At 72.0% G+C, this 16621-nt stretch carries 15 protein-coding genes; 5 read left to right on the top strand and 10 right to left on the bottom strand.

Annotation, left to right across the window (positions count from 1 at the left end; genetic code table 11):
- Positions 1-64: 64 nt before the first annotated feature.
- From AC2DFQ_RS11460 to AC2DFQ_RS11445, 4 genes are all read right to left on the bottom strand, one after another.
- Entirely contained in the window at positions 65-643 is a 579-nt protein-coding gene (locus tag AC2DFQ_RS11460; protein ID WP_484510041.1) for a helix-turn-helix domain-containing protein, read from the bottom strand.
- A gap of 389 nt (positions 644-1032) precedes the next feature.
- Positions 1033-2427, bottom strand: coding sequence for an SPFH domain-containing protein (locus tag AC2DFQ_RS11455; RefSeq protein WP_484510042.1), 1395 nt, complete (start codon positions 2425-2427; stop codon positions 1033-1035).
- Positions 2428-2453: 26 nt separating this feature from the next.
- Positions 2454-5285 (bottom strand): molybdopterin-dependent oxidoreductase, encoded by a 2832-nt coding sequence (locus AC2DFQ_RS11450; protein WP_484533980.1) that lies wholly within the window; start codon positions 5283-5285, stop codon positions 2454-2456.
- Positions 5282-6094: an FAD binding domain-containing protein gene (locus AC2DFQ_RS11445; protein ID WP_484510044.1), complete on the bottom strand. Its 813-nt coding sequence runs from the start codon at positions 6092-6094 to the stop codon at positions 5282-5284. The genes AC2DFQ_RS11450 and AC2DFQ_RS11445 overlap by 4 nt, the downstream gene beginning before the upstream one ends.
- A gap of 256 nt (positions 6095-6350) precedes the next feature.
- Between AC2DFQ_RS11445 and AC2DFQ_RS11440 the strand changes: the two genes are divergently transcribed.
- Positions 6351-6914 (top strand): RNA polymerase sigma factor, encoded by a 564-nt coding sequence (locus tag AC2DFQ_RS11440; protein ID WP_484510045.1) that lies wholly within the window; start codon positions 6351-6353, stop codon positions 6912-6914.
- On the top strand, positions 6911-7867 hold the full coding sequence (locus AC2DFQ_RS11435; RefSeq protein ID WP_484533979.1) for a hypothetical protein: 957 nt from the start codon (positions 6911-6913) through the stop codon (positions 7865-7867). Before AC2DFQ_RS11440 ends, AC2DFQ_RS11435 begins: the two co-directional genes overlap by 4 nt.
- A 115-nt stretch (positions 7868-7982) precedes the next feature.
- On the opposite strand, the gene AC2DFQ_RS11430 is transcribed toward AC2DFQ_RS11435, so the two are convergent.
- The 3 genes from AC2DFQ_RS11430 to AC2DFQ_RS11420 all read right to left on the bottom strand — a co-directional run bounded on the left by AC2DFQ_RS11430 (position 7983) and on the right by AC2DFQ_RS11420 (position 11465).
- Positions 7983-9341 (bottom strand): 8-oxoguanine deaminase, encoded by a 1359-nt coding sequence (locus tag AC2DFQ_RS11430; RefSeq protein ID WP_484533978.1) that lies wholly within the window; start codon positions 9339-9341, stop codon positions 7983-7985.
- On the bottom strand, positions 9341-10108 hold the full coding sequence (locus tag AC2DFQ_RS11425) for a nucleoside phosphorylase (RefSeq protein WP_484533977.1): 768 nt from the start codon (positions 10106-10108) through the stop codon (positions 9341-9343). The genes AC2DFQ_RS11430 and AC2DFQ_RS11425 overlap by 1 nt, the downstream gene beginning before the upstream one ends.
- A gap of 319 nt (positions 10109-10427) precedes the next feature.
- Complete coding sequence (locus AC2DFQ_RS11420; RefSeq protein WP_484533976.1) at positions 10428-11465, bottom strand: XdhC family protein; 1038 nt, start codon at positions 11463-11465, stop codon at positions 10428-10430.
- 70 nt (positions 11466-11535) lie between these two features.
- Here AC2DFQ_RS11420 and AC2DFQ_RS11415 point away from each other — a divergent pair, with 70 nt between their 5' ends.
- The gene (locus AC2DFQ_RS11415) at positions 11536-12108 is read left to right on the top strand and encodes a nucleotidyltransferase family protein (RefSeq protein ID WP_484533975.1); all 573 of its coding nucleotides are present in this window, start codon (positions 11536-11538) and stop codon (positions 12106-12108) included.
- Between the two features lie 71 nt (positions 12109-12179).
- Entirely contained in the window at positions 12180-12932 is a 753-nt protein-coding gene (locus tag AC2DFQ_RS11410; RefSeq protein ID WP_484533974.1) for a lytic murein transglycosylase, read from the top strand.
- Between the two features lie 98 nt (positions 12933-13030).
- Here AC2DFQ_RS11410 and AC2DFQ_RS11405 read toward each other — a convergent pair whose 3' ends face one another.
- From AC2DFQ_RS11405 to purS, 3 genes are all read right to left on the bottom strand, one after another.
- Positions 13031-13960 carry a 2-hydroxyacid dehydrogenase gene (locus AC2DFQ_RS11405; RefSeq protein ID WP_484533973.1) on the bottom strand — a complete coding sequence of 310 codons (930 nt, stop codon included), beginning with the start codon at positions 13958-13960 and terminating at the stop codon, positions 13031-13033.
- Positions 13961-14026: 66 nt separating this feature from the next.
- Positions 14027-14734: a phosphoribosylformylglycinamidine synthase subunit PurQ gene (gene purQ, locus AC2DFQ_RS11400; protein WP_484533972.1), complete on the bottom strand. Its 708-nt coding sequence runs from the start codon at positions 14732-14734 to the stop codon at positions 14027-14029.
- A complete protein-coding gene (purS, locus tag AC2DFQ_RS11395) occupies positions 14731-14979 on the bottom strand; it encodes a phosphoribosylformylglycinamidine synthase subunit PurS (protein ID WP_484510054.1) in 249 nt (82 codons plus the stop codon). Before purS ends, purQ begins: the two co-directional genes overlap by 4 nt.
- A gap of 142 nt (positions 14980-15121) precedes the next feature.
- Here purS and AC2DFQ_RS11390 point away from each other — a divergent pair, with 142 nt between their 5' ends.
- Positions 15122-16600, top strand: coding sequence for a GH1 family beta-glucosidase (locus tag AC2DFQ_RS11390; RefSeq protein WP_484533971.1), 1479 nt, complete (start codon positions 15122-15124; stop codon positions 16598-16600).
- Positions 16601-16621 lie beyond the last annotated feature (21 nt).

Below are 16621 nucleotides of genomic sequence, written 5' to 3'. Positions count from 1 at the left end.
TGCAAATACCGATCGCGTTACGGCCGCGTTTCGTGACACCTCGGCCCCCGCGGGCCGGTCGGGCTCAGGCGCCGGCGTGGATCAGCAGGATGGTCGCGGGCTCGTCGCCGCGCACCTCCCACCGGTTGCGCAGGGCGCCGGGGTGCGCGAGCGCGTCACCGGGGCCGAGGGTCCACTCGCCGCGGCCCTCGATCTCGACGGTGGCCTCGCCCTCGACGATGTATACGGTGTTCTCGCCGTCGGACTCGAACCATTCGCCGCGATACCGACCGGGGATGCGGTACTCCTGCACCGTGGCCGCGTGTGCGACGCCGGCGGAGATGATGCGGCTGACGGCCGACCCGTCCCCTTCGCTCACGGGAACGCGGCGTCCCTCGCCGCGCCGGGTGACCGAGATCGGGTCGGGCTCCGCCTCGTTCGGCAGGAGGGACGAGGGCGAGATCTCGAGAACCTTTGCGATGCGGAACAGCGTGACGATCGACGGCATCGTCTGACCGGACTCGATCTGGCTGAGGAACGGCTGGCTGATCTCGGCCGCCGAGGCCAGCGCGCGCATCGACAGCTTCTTCGCCGTCCGCGCCGCGCGGATTTCGCGCCCGAGCGAGACGCCGATCAGCGCATCGCCGCCCGCATCCGTCGTCACCCGCCCACCCTACCCATGCCGCGTGAGGCGAGCGGTGCGGCGCACAGGGCGACCACCGCCGCCGGCCAGCCCGCGATCCGCTGCCCTAGTCGGTGGAAGCTGCGGTCGCTGCCGCCCGCCGTGCCCGCGTGAAGCATGTCTCACTTGCCGCACTCCATGTCTCACTTGCGGCACTCAATGTCTCACTGGCGCTGAAGACGAGGTGGTTTCTTGCGGGAAGTGAGACATCGGGAGGGAGATCGGCCGCCGGGTCAACCGCGCGCCGGACTGTGCCTCGGGCCGAGCGGCGGTCCGCGCCGTCAGTCGCCGCCGGCGGATGCGCCGGACCGCCGTCAGTCGCCGGCCGGGGCAGCAGCTGCGGCCGGCGGGCCGGCCCGCGATCCGCTGCCTCAGTCAGCGGAAGCCGCGGCCGCGGCCGGGGCGGCTGCAGCGATCGTGCCGGGCTGCGAGCCGGCGGCGAATCCCTCACCCATGGCGCGGCCCTGGATGATCGCGGTCAGGTCGATGCCCGTCGCCGCCCGCACCGCCTCGAACGATGCGCGCAGTCCGGTGGCCGATTCGGTGGCGAGGTGGGAGCTGGCGCCCTCGCCGCCGAGCACCGTGATGGAACCGACCTTGTCGTAGCCCTTGGCGAACTCGGCCATCAGCGGCACGAGAGCCTCGAGCGCGCGCTGGGCCAGGAGTGCCTCCTGGTTCTGCGCGAGCGCCTCGGCTTCGGCGCTGATCGCCGCGGCGCGGGCCTCGCCGCGCAGCCGCTCGGCGTCGGCAGCGGCTTCGGCGCGCACGCGGACCGCGCTGGCGTCCTGCTGGGCGATCTCGGCCTGCGCCTCGGCGGCCTTGACGTTCGCGTAGGCGTCGGCGTCGGCGCGGCGCTGGCGCTGGTACAGGTCGGCGTCGGCGACGCGGCCGACCTCGGACTCGAGTCGGGCCTGGGTGTTCTGGGCCTCCTGCACGAGCACGGCCTGCTGCCGTTCGGCGCGGGCGAGAGCCTCGGCCTGCTCGGCCTCCGCGTTCGCGCGGCCGACCTCGGCCTTGGCGGCGGCGGTGTTCTTGTCCAGGGCGGTCTGCTCGATGAGGTTCGCCTCGTCGGTGGCGATCTGGCGGCGACGGATCTCGCGATCGGCGTTGATCTTCGCGACCTCGGCGTCGCGCTTGACGCGCTCGACCTCGGTGGCGCCAAGTGCTCCGACGTACCCGTGGGAATCGGTGATGCCCTGGATCTGGAAGGAATCCAGGATGAGGCCCTGACTGGACAGGTCCTGCTTGATGCCGTCGGCGATCTGGTCCGACAGCCGCTGCCGGTCGCGCATGAGCTCTTCGACGGTCAGGGTGGCAACGACTCCGCGGAGCGCGCCCTCGAGCTGCTCGGTGGTGAACTGCTCGATCGCCGCATCCTGAGACGCGAACCGCTCGGCGGCCCGGCGGACGGAGTCGGGGTCGGAGCCGATCTTCACCAGTGCGACGCCGCTGACGTTGACGGTCACGCCGTTGGACGTCTGCGCGACGGGTTCCATCTTGATCTGGCGCGCGCGCAGCGAGATCATCTCGGCGCGTTGGGTGAGGGGGTTCACGATCGCGCCGCCGCCGGTGATGACGGTGATGCGGGAGGACTCGCCGCCGGGCGTCGTGCGCTGCTTCTTACCGACGATCACGAGCGCCTCGTCGGCGCGGGCGACGCGATACCACGCGCGGATCAGGATGAGGATGACGATGAGCGCGGCGACGGCGACGCCCACCCCGATCAGAACGAGGAGTCCGACCCCTCCGAGAGCGACGAGATCCATGGATGCCCCTTCTGACGGCGTTGCTCTCAACCTATCGGGCCGGCAGGAGCTCTCATCGCCACCGCCTCGCTCCCGTCGGCGCGAAGCGGGGCGGCCAGGCGCCACACGCGATCCCGGGAGAAGGGCTGTTCGTAGCCACGGACGCCGAGCGCCCGCGCGATCGCGTTACCCACCGCGGGGGCGACCGGGTTGTACGGGGACTCGCTCATCGACTTGGCCCCGAACGGTCCGACCCGGTCGGAGGTCTCGGCGAAATACACCTCGGTCTCGGGGATGTCGGCGAACTGCGGCACGCGGTACTGCCGGAACATCGGGTTGAGCACGCGTCCGTCCTCGACGAACACCTCTTCATACAGCGCACTGCCCAGGCCCTGCGCGGCGCCGCCCTCGACCTGGCCGCGCACCTGCGCGGGGTTCATGAGGAACCCGGCGTCGGCGGCCTGCACCGATTGCAGCACGCGCACCGTCCCGGTCTCGACGTCGACGGCGACCCGCACGGCGTGCACGTTGAACGCGACCGAACGCTGGTCGCCGTATTCGGCGCCCTCGGCGACCAGTCCGTCATCGTCGCGCTCCGCGGGGGCTGCGGCCGCGACGATCTCGTCGAACCGCACCAGCCGCTCACCCACCCGCACACCCTCTGCCGTGAGCTCCGGGTCGCCCGCGCCGCCGTCGGTGAGCGTCACGGCGAGCTGCAGCATCCGCTCGCGCAGCGCCAGGCAGGCCGCGTGCAGGGCCTTACCCGCCACCGTCACGCCGGTCGACGCGAACGCGCCGGTGTCATGCCGAACGGCATCGGTGTCGGCGGAGCGGAGGGCGATGCGATCGAAGGACGCGGACAGGTCGGATGCGGCGATCTGCCGGAGCACGGTGGTCGTGCCGTTGCCGAACTCGGCCGTGCCGGCGCGGAGGAGGAAGGTGCCGTCGGGGCGGAGCGTCGCCGAGGTGTGCGAGACGTGCCCGCGGGGGGCGATCGTCGCGATCATCGCGACGGCCATCCCCTCGCCGACGCGCCAGTTCGCACCCGCCGGCGGCTCGACGCCGTTGCCGCGGCGGAGGGCCGCCTCGGCGAGATCGATGCACTGGTCGAGACCGTAGCTGCCCCACACGAGGTCTTCCTCGTACTTATCCTCGTCGGGATGCATCGGATCGCCCTCGCGCAGGACGTTGCGCCGGCGCAGTTCGAACGGGTCGATGCCGAGCTTCTCGGCGAGGAGGTCCATCGCCGATTCGACGCCGAGCATCACCTGCCCCAGGCCGTACCCGCGGAAGGCGCCGGAGGGCGGGTTGTTCGTGTAGACGGCCTCCGCGTCGATCCGGCGAACGGGCGCGCGATACACGATCGTGGACTCGGCCACCCCGTGGAACATCACCCCGATCGCATGGTTGCCGTACGCGCCGGTGTCGCTGAGCACATCGACGGTCATCGCGGTGAGGCGCCCGTCCTCGGCCGCGCCGAGCGACACCGAGACGCGCATGGGATGGCGGAAGGAGGTGCGCGTGAACTCCTCGGTGCGGGAGAACTCGTACGCGACCGGCCGCCCCGTGCGCAGCACCGCGAGCGCCACGAGGTCTTCGGCGAAGATCTCCTGCTTGCCGCCGAATCCGCCGCCGACGCGCGCGGTGTGCACGCGGATGCGATCGCGGTCGAGGTCGAGGATGCGCGCGAGCTCATCGCGTGTCAGGAACGGGACCTGGGTGCTCGAGCGGATCACGAGCCGGCCGTCGGAGTCGAGCCAGCCGAGGGCGCCGTGCGTCTCCAGCTGCGCGTGCGACACGCGGCTCGTCCGCCAGGTGCCGCTGACGGTCACCGGGCTCGCGGCGAGAGCGGCCGCCGCATCCCCGCCGCTTCCGTCATGCATCGCGGCGACGACGTTGCGGGATGCCTCGTGCACGCGGTCGTCCGGCGTCCGGTCGGGGTGCAGCAGCGGGGCGCCGGGGCGACGGGCCTCTTCCGGATCGAACACGGCGGGCAGCACGTCGTACTCGACCTGGATGGCCCGGCACGCCGCTTCGGCGGCGGCGGCGGTTTCGGCGACCACGGCGGCCACCCGCTGCCCGCGGAAGCGGACGACGTCGTCGAGCATCCGGGTGTCGTCGGGGTCGTCGGTGCGGTGATGGTGGCGGGCGGTCGAGTAGCGCGTGGCCGGCGCGTCCTCGTGCGTGAAGACCGCGACCACGCCGGGGATGCCCCGGGCTTCGGTCGTGTCGATGGAGAGGATCCGCGCGTGCGCGTGGGGCGATCCGAGCACGCGGAGGGTGAGGGCGCCGGGGAGCGGCTCGTCGAAGGTGAAGGGCTCGAGTCCTTGCACGATCCGGCGCGCGGCCGGCGGGGCGACGGAGCGTCCGACGCCCTGCGGGTCGGGCGATTCGTCCCGCTCAGCGTCCGGGCTGGCGGCTACGGCCGCGCCGGTCGCGCGCACGGGACCCAGGACCGAGGCAGTGATCGCCTCGCGGATCGGGCGGTACCCCGTGCAGCGGCAGAGGCTGCCGCGCATCGTGCGGTCGAGGTCGGGCAGGTCATCGGCGCAGAGCGTCGATGCCGTCACGGACATGCCGGGCGTGCAGAATCCGCACTGGAACCCGAACCCCGTCGCGAGCGCCTCCTGCACGGGGTGCAGTTCGTCGCCGGGTGCGAGGCCCACCGCCGTCGTCACGGCGCGGCCGTCCATGCGCTGCGCGGGGATGAGGCAGGAGTGCACCGGCTCGCCGTCGAGCAGCACCGCGCAGGCGCCGCAGTCGCCGGCGTCGCATCCCTTCTTCACCTCGGTGTGCCCGTGTTCGCGGAGGAGTGTCCGCAGGCACTGGCCGGCGCGCGGGTCTGCCTCGACAGGTTCGCCGTTGACGTCGAATCTCATGCCGCCGCCAGTTCTGTGCGCACGCGCTCGGCCAGCACGGCGCTGACGCCACGGCGCCAGTCGGCCGATCCCAGCGGGTCGCTGTAGTAGCCGGATGCGGCCTCGACGGCCGCCCGGAGCGTCGGGACATCCGGCAGCCCCGCGAAGCGCAGCACGGTGGGGCGCTCGGTGGCCGCGGTGATCCCGAACACCGCCGAGCCGTCGGCATCCACCCGGCCGGTCACGACGGCACCGGAGCGACCGTACTCGGCGAGGGCGATCTTCCGGAGGACCAGCCGGGAGGCCAGGGCGGCGGCGGGGAGTGCGATCGCGCGGATCACCTCGCCCGCGGCCAGGCTGTTGGTGCCGTTGCCGGTGACGAGGTCGGCGACCGGGATGCGGCGCTCCCCGCCCGGTGTCCAGATCTCGGCGATCCCGTCCAGCCCCGAGGCCAGGGCGACCATCGCCCCTGCCGCGAACGACCGGGCGACGTTGCCGCCGACGGTGGCGGTGTTCCAGATCTTGAAGCTCGCGAGGAGGGCGTCGGCGGCATGCGGGACGGCTGCGGCGGCGCGCCAGCCCGCAGGCGCCTCGGTGCGCGCCCACGCGACGAGGCGCGCGATCGTGCACGTCGCCGCGATCCGGAGCCCCTGGTCGGACACCTCGAGGTCGGGCCACCCCAGGGTCGTGAGGTCGACGAAACCGGTCGTCTCGGGTTGCGGCTCGCTCATGAGCCAGGTGCCGCCGCCGAGGAAGACCTCGCCGGGCTCGAGCGCCAGGTCGGCGCGGGTGCGGGCGCGGCGGAAACTCGTGACGGTGTGGATGTCCACGTCCCCCCCTTCCCCGGCGCGATCCCGGCCCTTCCGTGGCCCGGGTCGCGTCAGTCAAGCACCCGCGGATTACCCGGATGTTTCCCGCATCAACATCCCGCGTGACGCGATGCCGCCCAGTGCACGACCTCCTGCCGAGTGCACGACGTTCCGGCGCGAACAGTCCGTGCATTCGGCGAGAGGCCGTGCACTCGCATCCCACAATCGTGTGATCGCGCTGCGGGGAACCTTTGGCGCGGTGCCGGACACTTCAGGTATGAGCATCCCGTCCAGCGACGCCGAAGAGTGGGCCGCCGCGCGCGCGGGGGACGGGGAAGCGTTCGCGCGGATCTTCGACCGGCATCAGCATCGCGTCTACCGGCACAGCCTCGCCCTCGTCCCGACGACCACCGATGCCCAGGACGTCGTGGCGATCGCGTTCCTCGAGGCGTGGCGGAAGCGCGCCAGCGTGCGCTTCGTGGACGACTCGCTCCTTCCCTGGCTCCTGGTGACCGCGTCGTACGCCGCACGGAATGTCGCGCGTTCGGCTCGCCGATATCGGGATCTCCTCGAGCGGGTACCCCGCATGGAGGCCTCCCTCAGCCCGGACGAGCTCCTGGATGAGGGGGCCGCCGTCGCGGCGCTGCGCCAGGTGTCGGAGCAGCACCGCGTCATCATCACCCTCTGCATCATCGAGGGACTGAGCGAAGCCCAAGCCGCGGATGCCCTCGGCCTTCCGATCGGAACCGTCAAGTCGCGCCTGCACCGCGCCAAGAAGGCGCTCGCCGCGCGCGTGCGCAGCGACGCCGCACCTCTGACAGAAATGAGCGAGTACCGATGACTTCCCTCGGATCAGACCAGACCACTGCCCTGCGCCGGCTTCTTGCCGAGCAGGTCGACGAGTCGGCCCTCCAGCGCTCCCCTCACCCGGCGGGGCGGCGACCCCGCCGGTCGGTTCTCGCGGGTCTCGTCGCCGTCCCGCTCACCGCCGCGCTGGTCATCGGAGTCGTGCTGAGCCCCAACCCGGAGCAGGCTCAGGCATCGGACGCGCTGCGCGGCGCGGCACATACGTCGATCACCGCGTCCGACCCCGTCGTCGCACCCGGCCAGTACGTGAAGATCACGACGGAGGCGGCCTACCTCGCCTATGAGATGGATGCCACCGGCGACTACAGCGCCTACCTGTCACCGAGCGTGACGGAAGTGTTCATCCCCTCCGCTCCGGGAGAGGAATGGGTGCAGCGACGTACCGCGCAACCCGCCACGGAGTTCTACGGAGACGCCTCCCGTGCCGCTGCGGCGCTGAGCTGGGCGGCGGCCCTGGAGCACGGGATCGTGACGATCACCCGCGACCCCGACGGTGACTTCGTGCACGCTGCAGAGCTGGGCGGCGAGCGGGAAGCCGCGCGGATGCCGTCGGACGCGGAGGGAGCTCTGGCGTTCCTGCGCGAGCGCTCCGGCGGCGACGGCACCGACGCCGGAGCACTGGGCTTCGCCGCTGAACTCCTTCGCGAAGGAACCATGACGGCCGCAGAGCGCGCGACTCTGTACCGCGCCCTCGCCCTTCTTCCCGGAATCCGCATCACCGACGGCAGCGCGACCCTCAATGGGCGGACGGGCACCGCGTTCAGCCTCGACGGCGATGTCAGCGTGCCCGAGATCATCGTCGATCCCGAGACCGGGCAGTTCATCGGGGAACGCACCCTCACCCCCGCCGACCTCGGCCCCATCCCGGCGGGCACCGTCGAGACCTACACCGCCGTCACGGTCACGGTCGTCGATTCCGCACCCTGATCCATCAACCCGAGTGCACGACCTCGTGCCGAGTGCACGACCTCCCGACGCACACACGCCGTGCACTCGGCGGGAGGCCGTGCACTCGCATCGCCGAGTGAGTACCCCGCCGCGCTCAGAGGCGCTCGGCGAGCTCGCGGGATGCGGCGGCCACCTCCGCGGCGATCATCGGCTCCTCCGCGGTGACGAGGCTTCCCGACTCGACCACGACCCGTCCGTTCACGAACAGCCGCTCCACCGGCGGCATCGCGCCCAGCCCGAGCGCGGCGACGGGATCGAGGATGCCGGCGTGCTCCACCCCGTCGATGCGCCACACCGCCACGTCGGCGAGCTTCCCCGGTTCGAGCGAGCCGATCTCCTCCGCGCGCCCCAGCACCTGCGCGCCGCCCATGGTCGCGATCCGCAGGCCGTCGCGTACGGAGAACGAGTCCGACCCCGTGCGGAGGCGATTCATCAGCACCGCCTGCCGGATCTCCGTACCGAGCTGCCCGGACTCCTGCGACGCGGCGCCGTCGACCCCGAGCCCCACGTGCACACCCGCTCGCAGCATGTCGCGCACCGGCGCGATCCCGGCGGCCAGCCGCGCGTTGGACGACGGGCAGTGCGCCACTCCGGTGCCGGTGGCCGCGTACCGGGCGATGGCCGGCTCATCCAGCTGCACGGCGTGCGCCATCCACACGTCCTCGCCCAGCCACCCGAGATCGTCCAGGTACTGCGTCGGGGTGCGCCCGAACTTCTCCAGGCAGTACGCGTCCTCCTCCACGGTCTCGGAGGCGTGCGTGTGCAGCCGGACCCCCAGCGACCGCGCCAGCGAGGCGGCCTCGCGCAGCAGATCCCCGGTGACCGAGAACGGTGAGCACGGCGCGACGGCCACGCGCACCATCGCATCGAAGGAGGTGTCGGAGTAGCGCTCGACCGCCTCCTGCGAGGCCCGCAGCGCTGCATCCGTCGTCTCCACGGCGAAGTCGGGCGGCAGCCCGCCCTGGGATGCTCCCAGGTCCATCGACCCGCGGGTCGCGTGCAGGCGTACGCCGATCCGCCCCGCGGCTTCGACGATGCCGCCGACGATGTCGCCCGAGCCCTGCGGGAACACGTAATGGTGGTCGCCGACGGTCGTGCAGCCCGACCGGGCGAGCACGGCCATCGCGCCGGCGGCGGCGGTGCCGACGAGCCCGGCGTCGATCCGTGCCCACAGCGGGTACAGCGCCGTGAGCCAGTCGAAGAGGATGCTGTCCTGCGCGTAGCCACGCGTGAGCCACTGGTACAGGTGGTGGTGGGTGTTGATGAGGCCCGGCGTGATCAGGCACCCGGTCGCATCGATCACCTCGGCGTCGGCACGCCAGGGCGCGGGGGCGGCGCCCGGCCCGATGGCCACGATGCGATTGCCCTCCAGCACCACGTGCCCGCCGCCGTACTCGGTGCCCGCCGCATCCACCGTCGCGACGTGGCCGCCCTCGATGATCGTGCGCCCCATCACAGCTCCAGCTCGACCGCGGTCTCCAGCGCGGCCTCGATCGAGCGCATCCAGCCGTCTTTCAGTGCCGCGTTCTTCTCGGAGTACAGTGACGCGCCGTCGACGAGGTTGCTCGAGCAGGCGCAGATCATGCCCGCCCGCATGCCGCGCAGCCGCGCGACGACGTACATCGCCGAGGCCTCCATCTCGACGTTGAGGATGCCCATGCCGCTCAGCTGCGCGATCCACTCGGGCGTCTCCGCGTAGAACGCGTCGTCGCTCGCACTGATCCCGGTGTGCGCGGTGGTTCCGGATGCCGCGGCCAAGCGCTCGGCGTGACGGGACAGCGCCAGGGTCAGGCCGAGGTCGGGAACGGCGGGGAAGCCCTTCGGCACGTAGGCGTCGGTCGTGCCGTCGTTGCGGAAGCTGCCCTCGCTGACGAGGAGGTCGCCGGGCGCGATGCCGGGCTGGAGGCCCGCGGAGCTCCCGACGCGGATGACGCTCGTGACGCCGACCCGGGCGAGCTCCTCCACCGCGATCGCAGTGGAGGGGCATCCCATGCCCGTGGAGGTGGCGGTGATGTGCCGGCCCTTGTACCAGCCCGTCATCGTGCGGTGCTCGCGGTTGTGCGCGACCTCCTTCACGTCGGTGAGGAACTCGGCGACGAAGGGAACGCGGAAAGGGTCGCCCGGCAGCAGGGCGACCGACGACACCTCACCCGGGGCGATGCCGATGTGGTACTGGCGGTCGGTGAGACCGACCTGGGACTTGTCGACGGTGACGGACATGGTGCTCCTTCAGGGTGCTGTGACGAAAGGTGTCGCCGCAGTCCCCGCCCTGAACCGCCTGCCGACCTGCGGAAGGTCGGTCATGGTTGATAGGACCCGCAATGTTGCGAGCATAGCGACGCCGTGTTGCACGCTGGTTTCGCGGCGCCCGGTCGCGGGCGAGTGGTCGGGCGGGCGGAGGCGGCGGCGGCGTCGGGCGGGCGGCGGCGTTCAAAACTCAGGAGATTCCGGCCGTTTCCGTCCCCGGCGGCCTCCGCGCGCGGCGTGTCTCCTGAATTTTGCGCACGAAGCCGGGCGGGAACGGAGGCGGGGTGGGGAGTCAGGCGACCGGAAGGGGCGCGGTGCACGCGGCGGGTAGCCGACGGTGCAGCGGACCGGCGAGGTCGCGGAGAGCCAGCCCCGTGCCGCCGTGGCGTGCGGCGACGATCTCGGCGAGCACCGACAGGGCGGTGGCCTCCGGCGATGAGCCGCCCAGATCCAGGCCCAGGGGCGCGTGGATGCGGGCGATGTCGGCCGCCGCGACACCGTCCGCCGCGAGGAGGGCGCCTCGATGTGCCACCGTCCCGCGCGCGCCCATCGCCCCGACGAACCCGACGCCTCGGCGCAGCGCCTCGGCGAGCGTAGGGACGTCGACCCGCTCATCGTGGCTGAGCACGCACACCGCCGCGGCCGACGGGTCCGCCCCCACGAGGTCGCCGAGGTGTTCGTGCGGTGAGCCGACGACCAGATCGTCGGCGGTGGGGAAGCGCTCCCGCGTCACGAGCCGCTCCCACACGTCGCACACGCCGACGAGGTACCCGGCCGCCGATGCGACACGGGCCAGCGCCATGGCGTGCTCGCCGGCACCGACGATGACGAGGCGCGACCGCGGCTCGCGCTCCACGACGAAGACGTCGCCGCCGCCCGTCGCCGCAGGGAGCGCACCGTCCCGCGGCGGGGGATCGGAACGGATGAGGCGACCCGTCTCGGCGCCGGAGAGGACGATGCCGACCCGGGCCGGACGATCACGGGGCGTTTCCAACGCGGCGAGGGCCACCGCATCCGATGGATCGATGCGGTGCACGACGACATCCACGCTGCCGCCGCACGCGAGGCCGGCAGCGTGGGCGGCGTCGTCACTGAAGCCGAGGGTCGCGGTCACGGCACGCCCGGTCGCCAGCACCTGTGTTGCCAGGAGGACGGCGTCGCCCTCGACGCATCCGCCCGAGATCGATCCGATGACCGATCCGTCGCGGCGGACCGCCATCGCCGCACCCGGGCCGCGGGGGGCGCTCCGAGCAACCCGCGTCACGGTGACGACCGCCACCGGCTCCCCGCCGCGCAGCAGCGGCAGCAGGGCATCGGCCAGCTCGAGCATGGCCACACGGTAGACCCGTGATGTTTCGCGGACGCTACGGCTCCGAGTCCCCGCCGGATACGCTGGCGCGGTGACCGACCCCGCGCCGCCCCGCGTCGCCGGGATCGTCCTGGCCGCGGGCGCGGGAACGAGGTACGGGCGGCCCAAGGCGCTGGTCGGCGGCGACGACGGCGTGCCGTGGGTGGTCCGCGCCGTGGATGCGCTCCGCGGGGGAGGGTGCGGCGAGATCCTGGTCGTCCTCGGGGCCGAAGCCGAGCGGGCGGCCGGCCTGGTGCCCGCCGGCGTCCGTACTGTCATCGCACGGGACTGGGCGGGCGGCCTCTCGCGGTCGCTTCGTGCGGGACTGGATGCGGCGGCCGGTGCGGATGCGGCGATGATCGTGCCCGTGGACACCCCCGGACTGCCGGCGGCGGCGGTGGCGCGGGTTCTCGCTGCCGCCCCGAGCCCCCGCGGCGCCCTCATCCGCGCCACCTACCGCGGTCGCCCCGGGCATCCGGTGCTCGTGGGCGCCGAGCACTGGGAATCGCTGCGCGCGGAACTGTCGGGCGACGTCGGTGCCGGCGCCTATCTGGCGCGCCACGGAGCCGCAGCAGTGGAGTGCGATGACCTGTGGTCCGGCGACGATCAGGATCGGCCGGGTTGACACGGGCTCGTCGGCGTACGCACGGCATTTCTTCATCCGGCGGACGTAGCGTCTCGCGCCGGAGGGCGGACATGGCCAGAGGCAAGAAGCGCACGAGTGCGCGGTGGTGGCGCCCGCTGGTCGCCGCGGCGGCGGTAGCCGTGGCCATCGGCGGGACGGTGGCTCTCATCGCGCAATCGGCGACCATCTCGAGCAGCGAACCCCCCGTCCCCGCGCCCGAGGTCGCAGCGGCGCCCGTCGCCGACTCGGCACAGGCGGCGCTTCGCGCCGACCCGACGTGGACGACCCGCGTCGCCGAGGCCACCGGCATCACTCCGCGCGCGCTGCAGGCCTACGCGACCGCGGCGCTTCTCATCGGCCGGGAGCAGCCGGCGTGCGGCATCGGATGGAACACGCTCGCGGGAATCGGCTCGATCGAGTCCCGTCACGGCAGTCACGACGGCGCCACGCTGGGCGACGACGGTTACTCGCGGCCCGCGATCCGGGGCATCCCGCTGGATGGAACCCGCAGCGCCCGCATCGACGACACCGACGGCGGGCGGTGGGACGACGACACCGAGTGGGACCGGGCTGTCGGCCCCCTGCAGTTCATCCCCGACACGTGGGAGCGCTGGGGCGCGGATGCCGATGGTGACGGTGCTGCCGACCCCGACCAGATCGACGACGCGGCCCTCACCGCTGCGCGCTACCTGTGCGCGGCGGGGGAGATGACGACCGTCGACGGCTGGCGCCGCGCGATCTTCAGCTACAACAACCTCGAGGCCTACGTGAACGATGTCGCGTCGGTGGCCGACACATACGCGGCCCGCGCCGAGGGTCGATGATCCCTCAGCGTTCAAAATTCAGGAGACACGCCGATCCCCGTGCCCCGGCAGGCGCCGAGGGTGACGATTCTCCTGAATTTTGAACCGGATGACGCGGGTCAGCCGCCCAGCACGACGTTCAGCGGCGGCTCTCCCGCGCTGAGGCGCTCGATCTGCGTGCGGATCAGGCGTGCGATGCGGGGGCGCATGGCACTGCTGGTTCCACCGACGTGCGGCGCGATGAGCACGCCCGGGAGAGTCCACAGCGGGTGGTCGTCGGGAAGCGGCTCCGGATCGGTGACGTCGAGGGCCACGCGAAGGCGCCCCCGCCGGAGGTGATCCATGAGCGCCTCGGTGTCGATGAGCGGACCGCGGCCCACGTTCACGATCAGGGCGCCGTCCGGCAGCGCCGACAGCGCGGCGTCGTCGAGGAGGTGCGTGGTCGCCTCGCCGCCGGGGAGCGACGCGATCAGGATCTCGGTGTCGGCGAGAACCGCGGGGAGATCGTCGAGGGCGGCGACGTCGATGCCGTCCTCCTCCCGTGCGCGGCTGGCCACCGCGCGCAGCTGCACCTCGAAGCCGGCCAGGCGCGCCGCGATCGCCTTTCCGACTCCGCCGTACCCGAGGAGCGTCACGCGCCGGTCGGCCAGGCTCTCGGCGAAGACGGGCGACCACTTCCCCTCATCCTGCGCACGGACGAAGCCCGGGATGCCCCGCTGCGCTGCCAGCGCGAGAGCCACGGCGAGCTCGGCGGTGGACGTCTCGTGCACCGAGGAGGCGTTGGCGAACCGCAGCCCCTCGGGCAGGACGTCTTCCACGCCGTCGTAGCCGATCGACTGGCTCTGGACGAGGCCGACCTCCACGGCGCGGAGCCTCTCGAAGAGCTGGCCGAGCCCCATGTACGGGGGCACGACGACGTCGAACCGCTCGCGCGGTGCGGGCGACTTCAGATCCCAGACGACGAGATCCACCCCGTCGGGCAGAGGCTGGATGTCGGCGGCCAGCTGGTCGGAGGGCACGGAGACGACGAGCGTGTTCTCGGGAGTCACCCTCTCACCGTAGTGCGCGGCCGCGGCAGTGCCCCGCCCGGCAGGACCGGAGCGGTCACAGGTGGATCAGACCGCGGCGGCCACCACGGCGGAGACCGCCGACGTGAAGAACCCCAGCCCATCGGTCCCCGAGCGCATCGCCGCGGGCGTGCCCGGACCGAACCCGGCCTCCACCGCGTGCTCGGGATGCGGCATGAGGCCGACGACGTTGCCGCGCTCGTTGGTGAGGCCGGCGATGTCGTCGATCGAGCCGTTCGGGTTCACGCCGAGGTAGCGGAACGCGACCAACCCCTCGCCCTGGACCCGCTTGAGCGTTTCGGCGTCGGCGATGTAGCCCCCGTCGGCGTTCTTGAGCGGGATGACGATCTCCTCGCCCGCGGTGAAGTCGCTCGTCCATGCCGTGGACGCGTTCTCGACGCGGAGCCGCTGGTCGCGACGGATGAACTGCTGGTGGGCGTTGCGGATGAGGCCGCCGGGGAGCAGGTGCGCCTCCACGAGCATCTGGAACCCGTTGCAGATACCCAGCACGGGCATGCCCTTGGCCGCCGCATCCTTCACCTCCGACATGATCGGTGCCCGCGCCGCGATCGCGCCGGCGCGCAGGTAGTCGCCGTAGCTGAAGCCACCGGGGAGGATGAGGGCGTCGACGCCTCGCAGGTCGTGGTCGCCATGCCACAGGGCGACGGGTTCCGCGCCGGCTCTGGCGACCGCGCGCTGCGCGTCCCGGTCATCCAGCGACCCGGGGAAGGTGATGACCCCGATGCGCGCGGTCATTCGACGACCTCGATGCCGACGACGTCCTCGATCACGGAGTTGGAGAGGATGTCATCGGCGATGCGGCGGGCGGTGGCGAGGACATTCTCGTCGACCTCGCCCTCGACGGTCAGCTCGAAGCGCTTGCCGATGCGGACAGCGGAGAAATCCGTCACGCCGAGACGCGCGAGCGCCCCCGACACGGCTTTGCCCTGGGGATCCAGCAGCTCGGCCTTGGGCATGACGTCGACGACGATGGTGGGCATTCGAGCTCCAGAAATCGCGGGGAAGCAGGCCCTTCCATCCTACGGGCCGCGCCCGTTTGGGGGCTGACGTCGCGCGGGGCCTGCCCGTTAGAGTATGGGAGCGATCCCAAGTCGCGCTGTTCCGATGAGAGGACCCGGCGTCATGAGCACCACCGACTTCGTGGAACGGCGGGTTCCACGCTCCTTCCCGCCGAGCTTCCGTTTCGGTGCGGCGACGGCGGCCTTCCAGATCGAGGGAGCCGCAGACGAAGACGGTCGTCGACCCTCCATCTGGGACGCGTTCTGCCGTGTTCCGGGCGCCGTGCTGCACGGGGACACCGGCGATGTCGCCTGCGACCACTACCACCGGTATCCGCAGGATGTCGCGCTCATGAAGGAACTCGGCCTGCAGACCTACCGCTTCTCCACGTCATGGTCGCGGGTGCGCCCGGACGGCGGAGCACTCAATCAGGCCGGCGTCGACTTCTACAGCCGGCTCGTCGACGAACTGCTGGACGCCGGCATCCGCCCGTGGCTGACGCTGTATCACTGGGACCTGCCGCAGGCCCTGCAGGAGCGCGGCGGCTGGACGGCGCGCGAGACCAGCGAGCGTTTCACCGAGTACGCCCTCGATATGCACGACGCGCTCGGCGATCGTGTCCAGGACTGGGCCACCCTCAACGAGCCGTGGTGCTCCTCCTTCCTCAGCTACACCGCGGGCGTTCACGCCCCCGGCCACTACTCGGCCGGCGAGGGGATGCTGGCCGCGCACCACCTGCTGCTGGGCCACGGTCAGACGATCCGCGAGCTGCGCGCCCGCGACGCATCCCTCAATCTCGGCATCACGCTGAACCTCACCGTCGCCGACGCCGTCGACCCGGCCGCCCCGGCCGACGCCGATGCGGCGCGTCGTATCGACGGGCAGTTCAATCGCTGGTTCCTCGACCCCGTGTTCCGCGGTTCGTACCCCGCAGACATTCTCGAGGACTTCCGCCGGGTGGATGCGGCGGCCGTCGAGGCGCTCGAAGCCGCGGTGCTGCCCGGCGACCTGGAGACGATCGCCGCGCCCGTGGACACGCTGGGCGTGAACTACTACCACGGCGAGTTCGTCGGCGGGGAGGCTCCCGCCCAGGAGCCCGGCGGCGGAGACGCGCCGACCGAGCGCCGGACGCAGTCGCCGTTCCCCTCGTCGGAGAACATCTTCTGGCACGACCGCGGACTTGCACGGACGGACATGAACTGGGAGGTGCAGCCCGAGGGCCTCACGCGCCTGCTGCGTCGCGTGCACGACGAGTACACCGGCGAGCGCGGCATCGCGCTGGTCGTCACCGAGAACGGTGCCGCCTATGACGACGAGCCCGAGGTCGTCGACGGTCACGTGCAGGTGCACGACGCCGAGCGCACGACGTTCGTCGAGGTTCACCTCGGCGCCGTCCTGGATGCGATCGAGGCCGGCGCCGACGTGCGCGGCTACTTCTACTGGTCGCTCCTGGACAACTTCGAGTGGGCATGGGGCTACTCGAAGCGGTTCGGCATCGTGCACGTGGATTACCAGAGCCAGGAGCGGTCGGTGAAGGACTCCGGGCTTCGCTACAGTCGCATCATCGCCGATCGCGCGCTGGACGTACCCGCCGACGCGTAGCGGTCCCGCTCGGCGAGGAGA

This window comes from Microbacterium sp. Z11_20, from assembly GCF_057197605.1.
The sequence above is the reverse complement of the archived record's forward strand: the minus strand, read 5'-3'. Positions and strand labels throughout refer to the sequence as shown.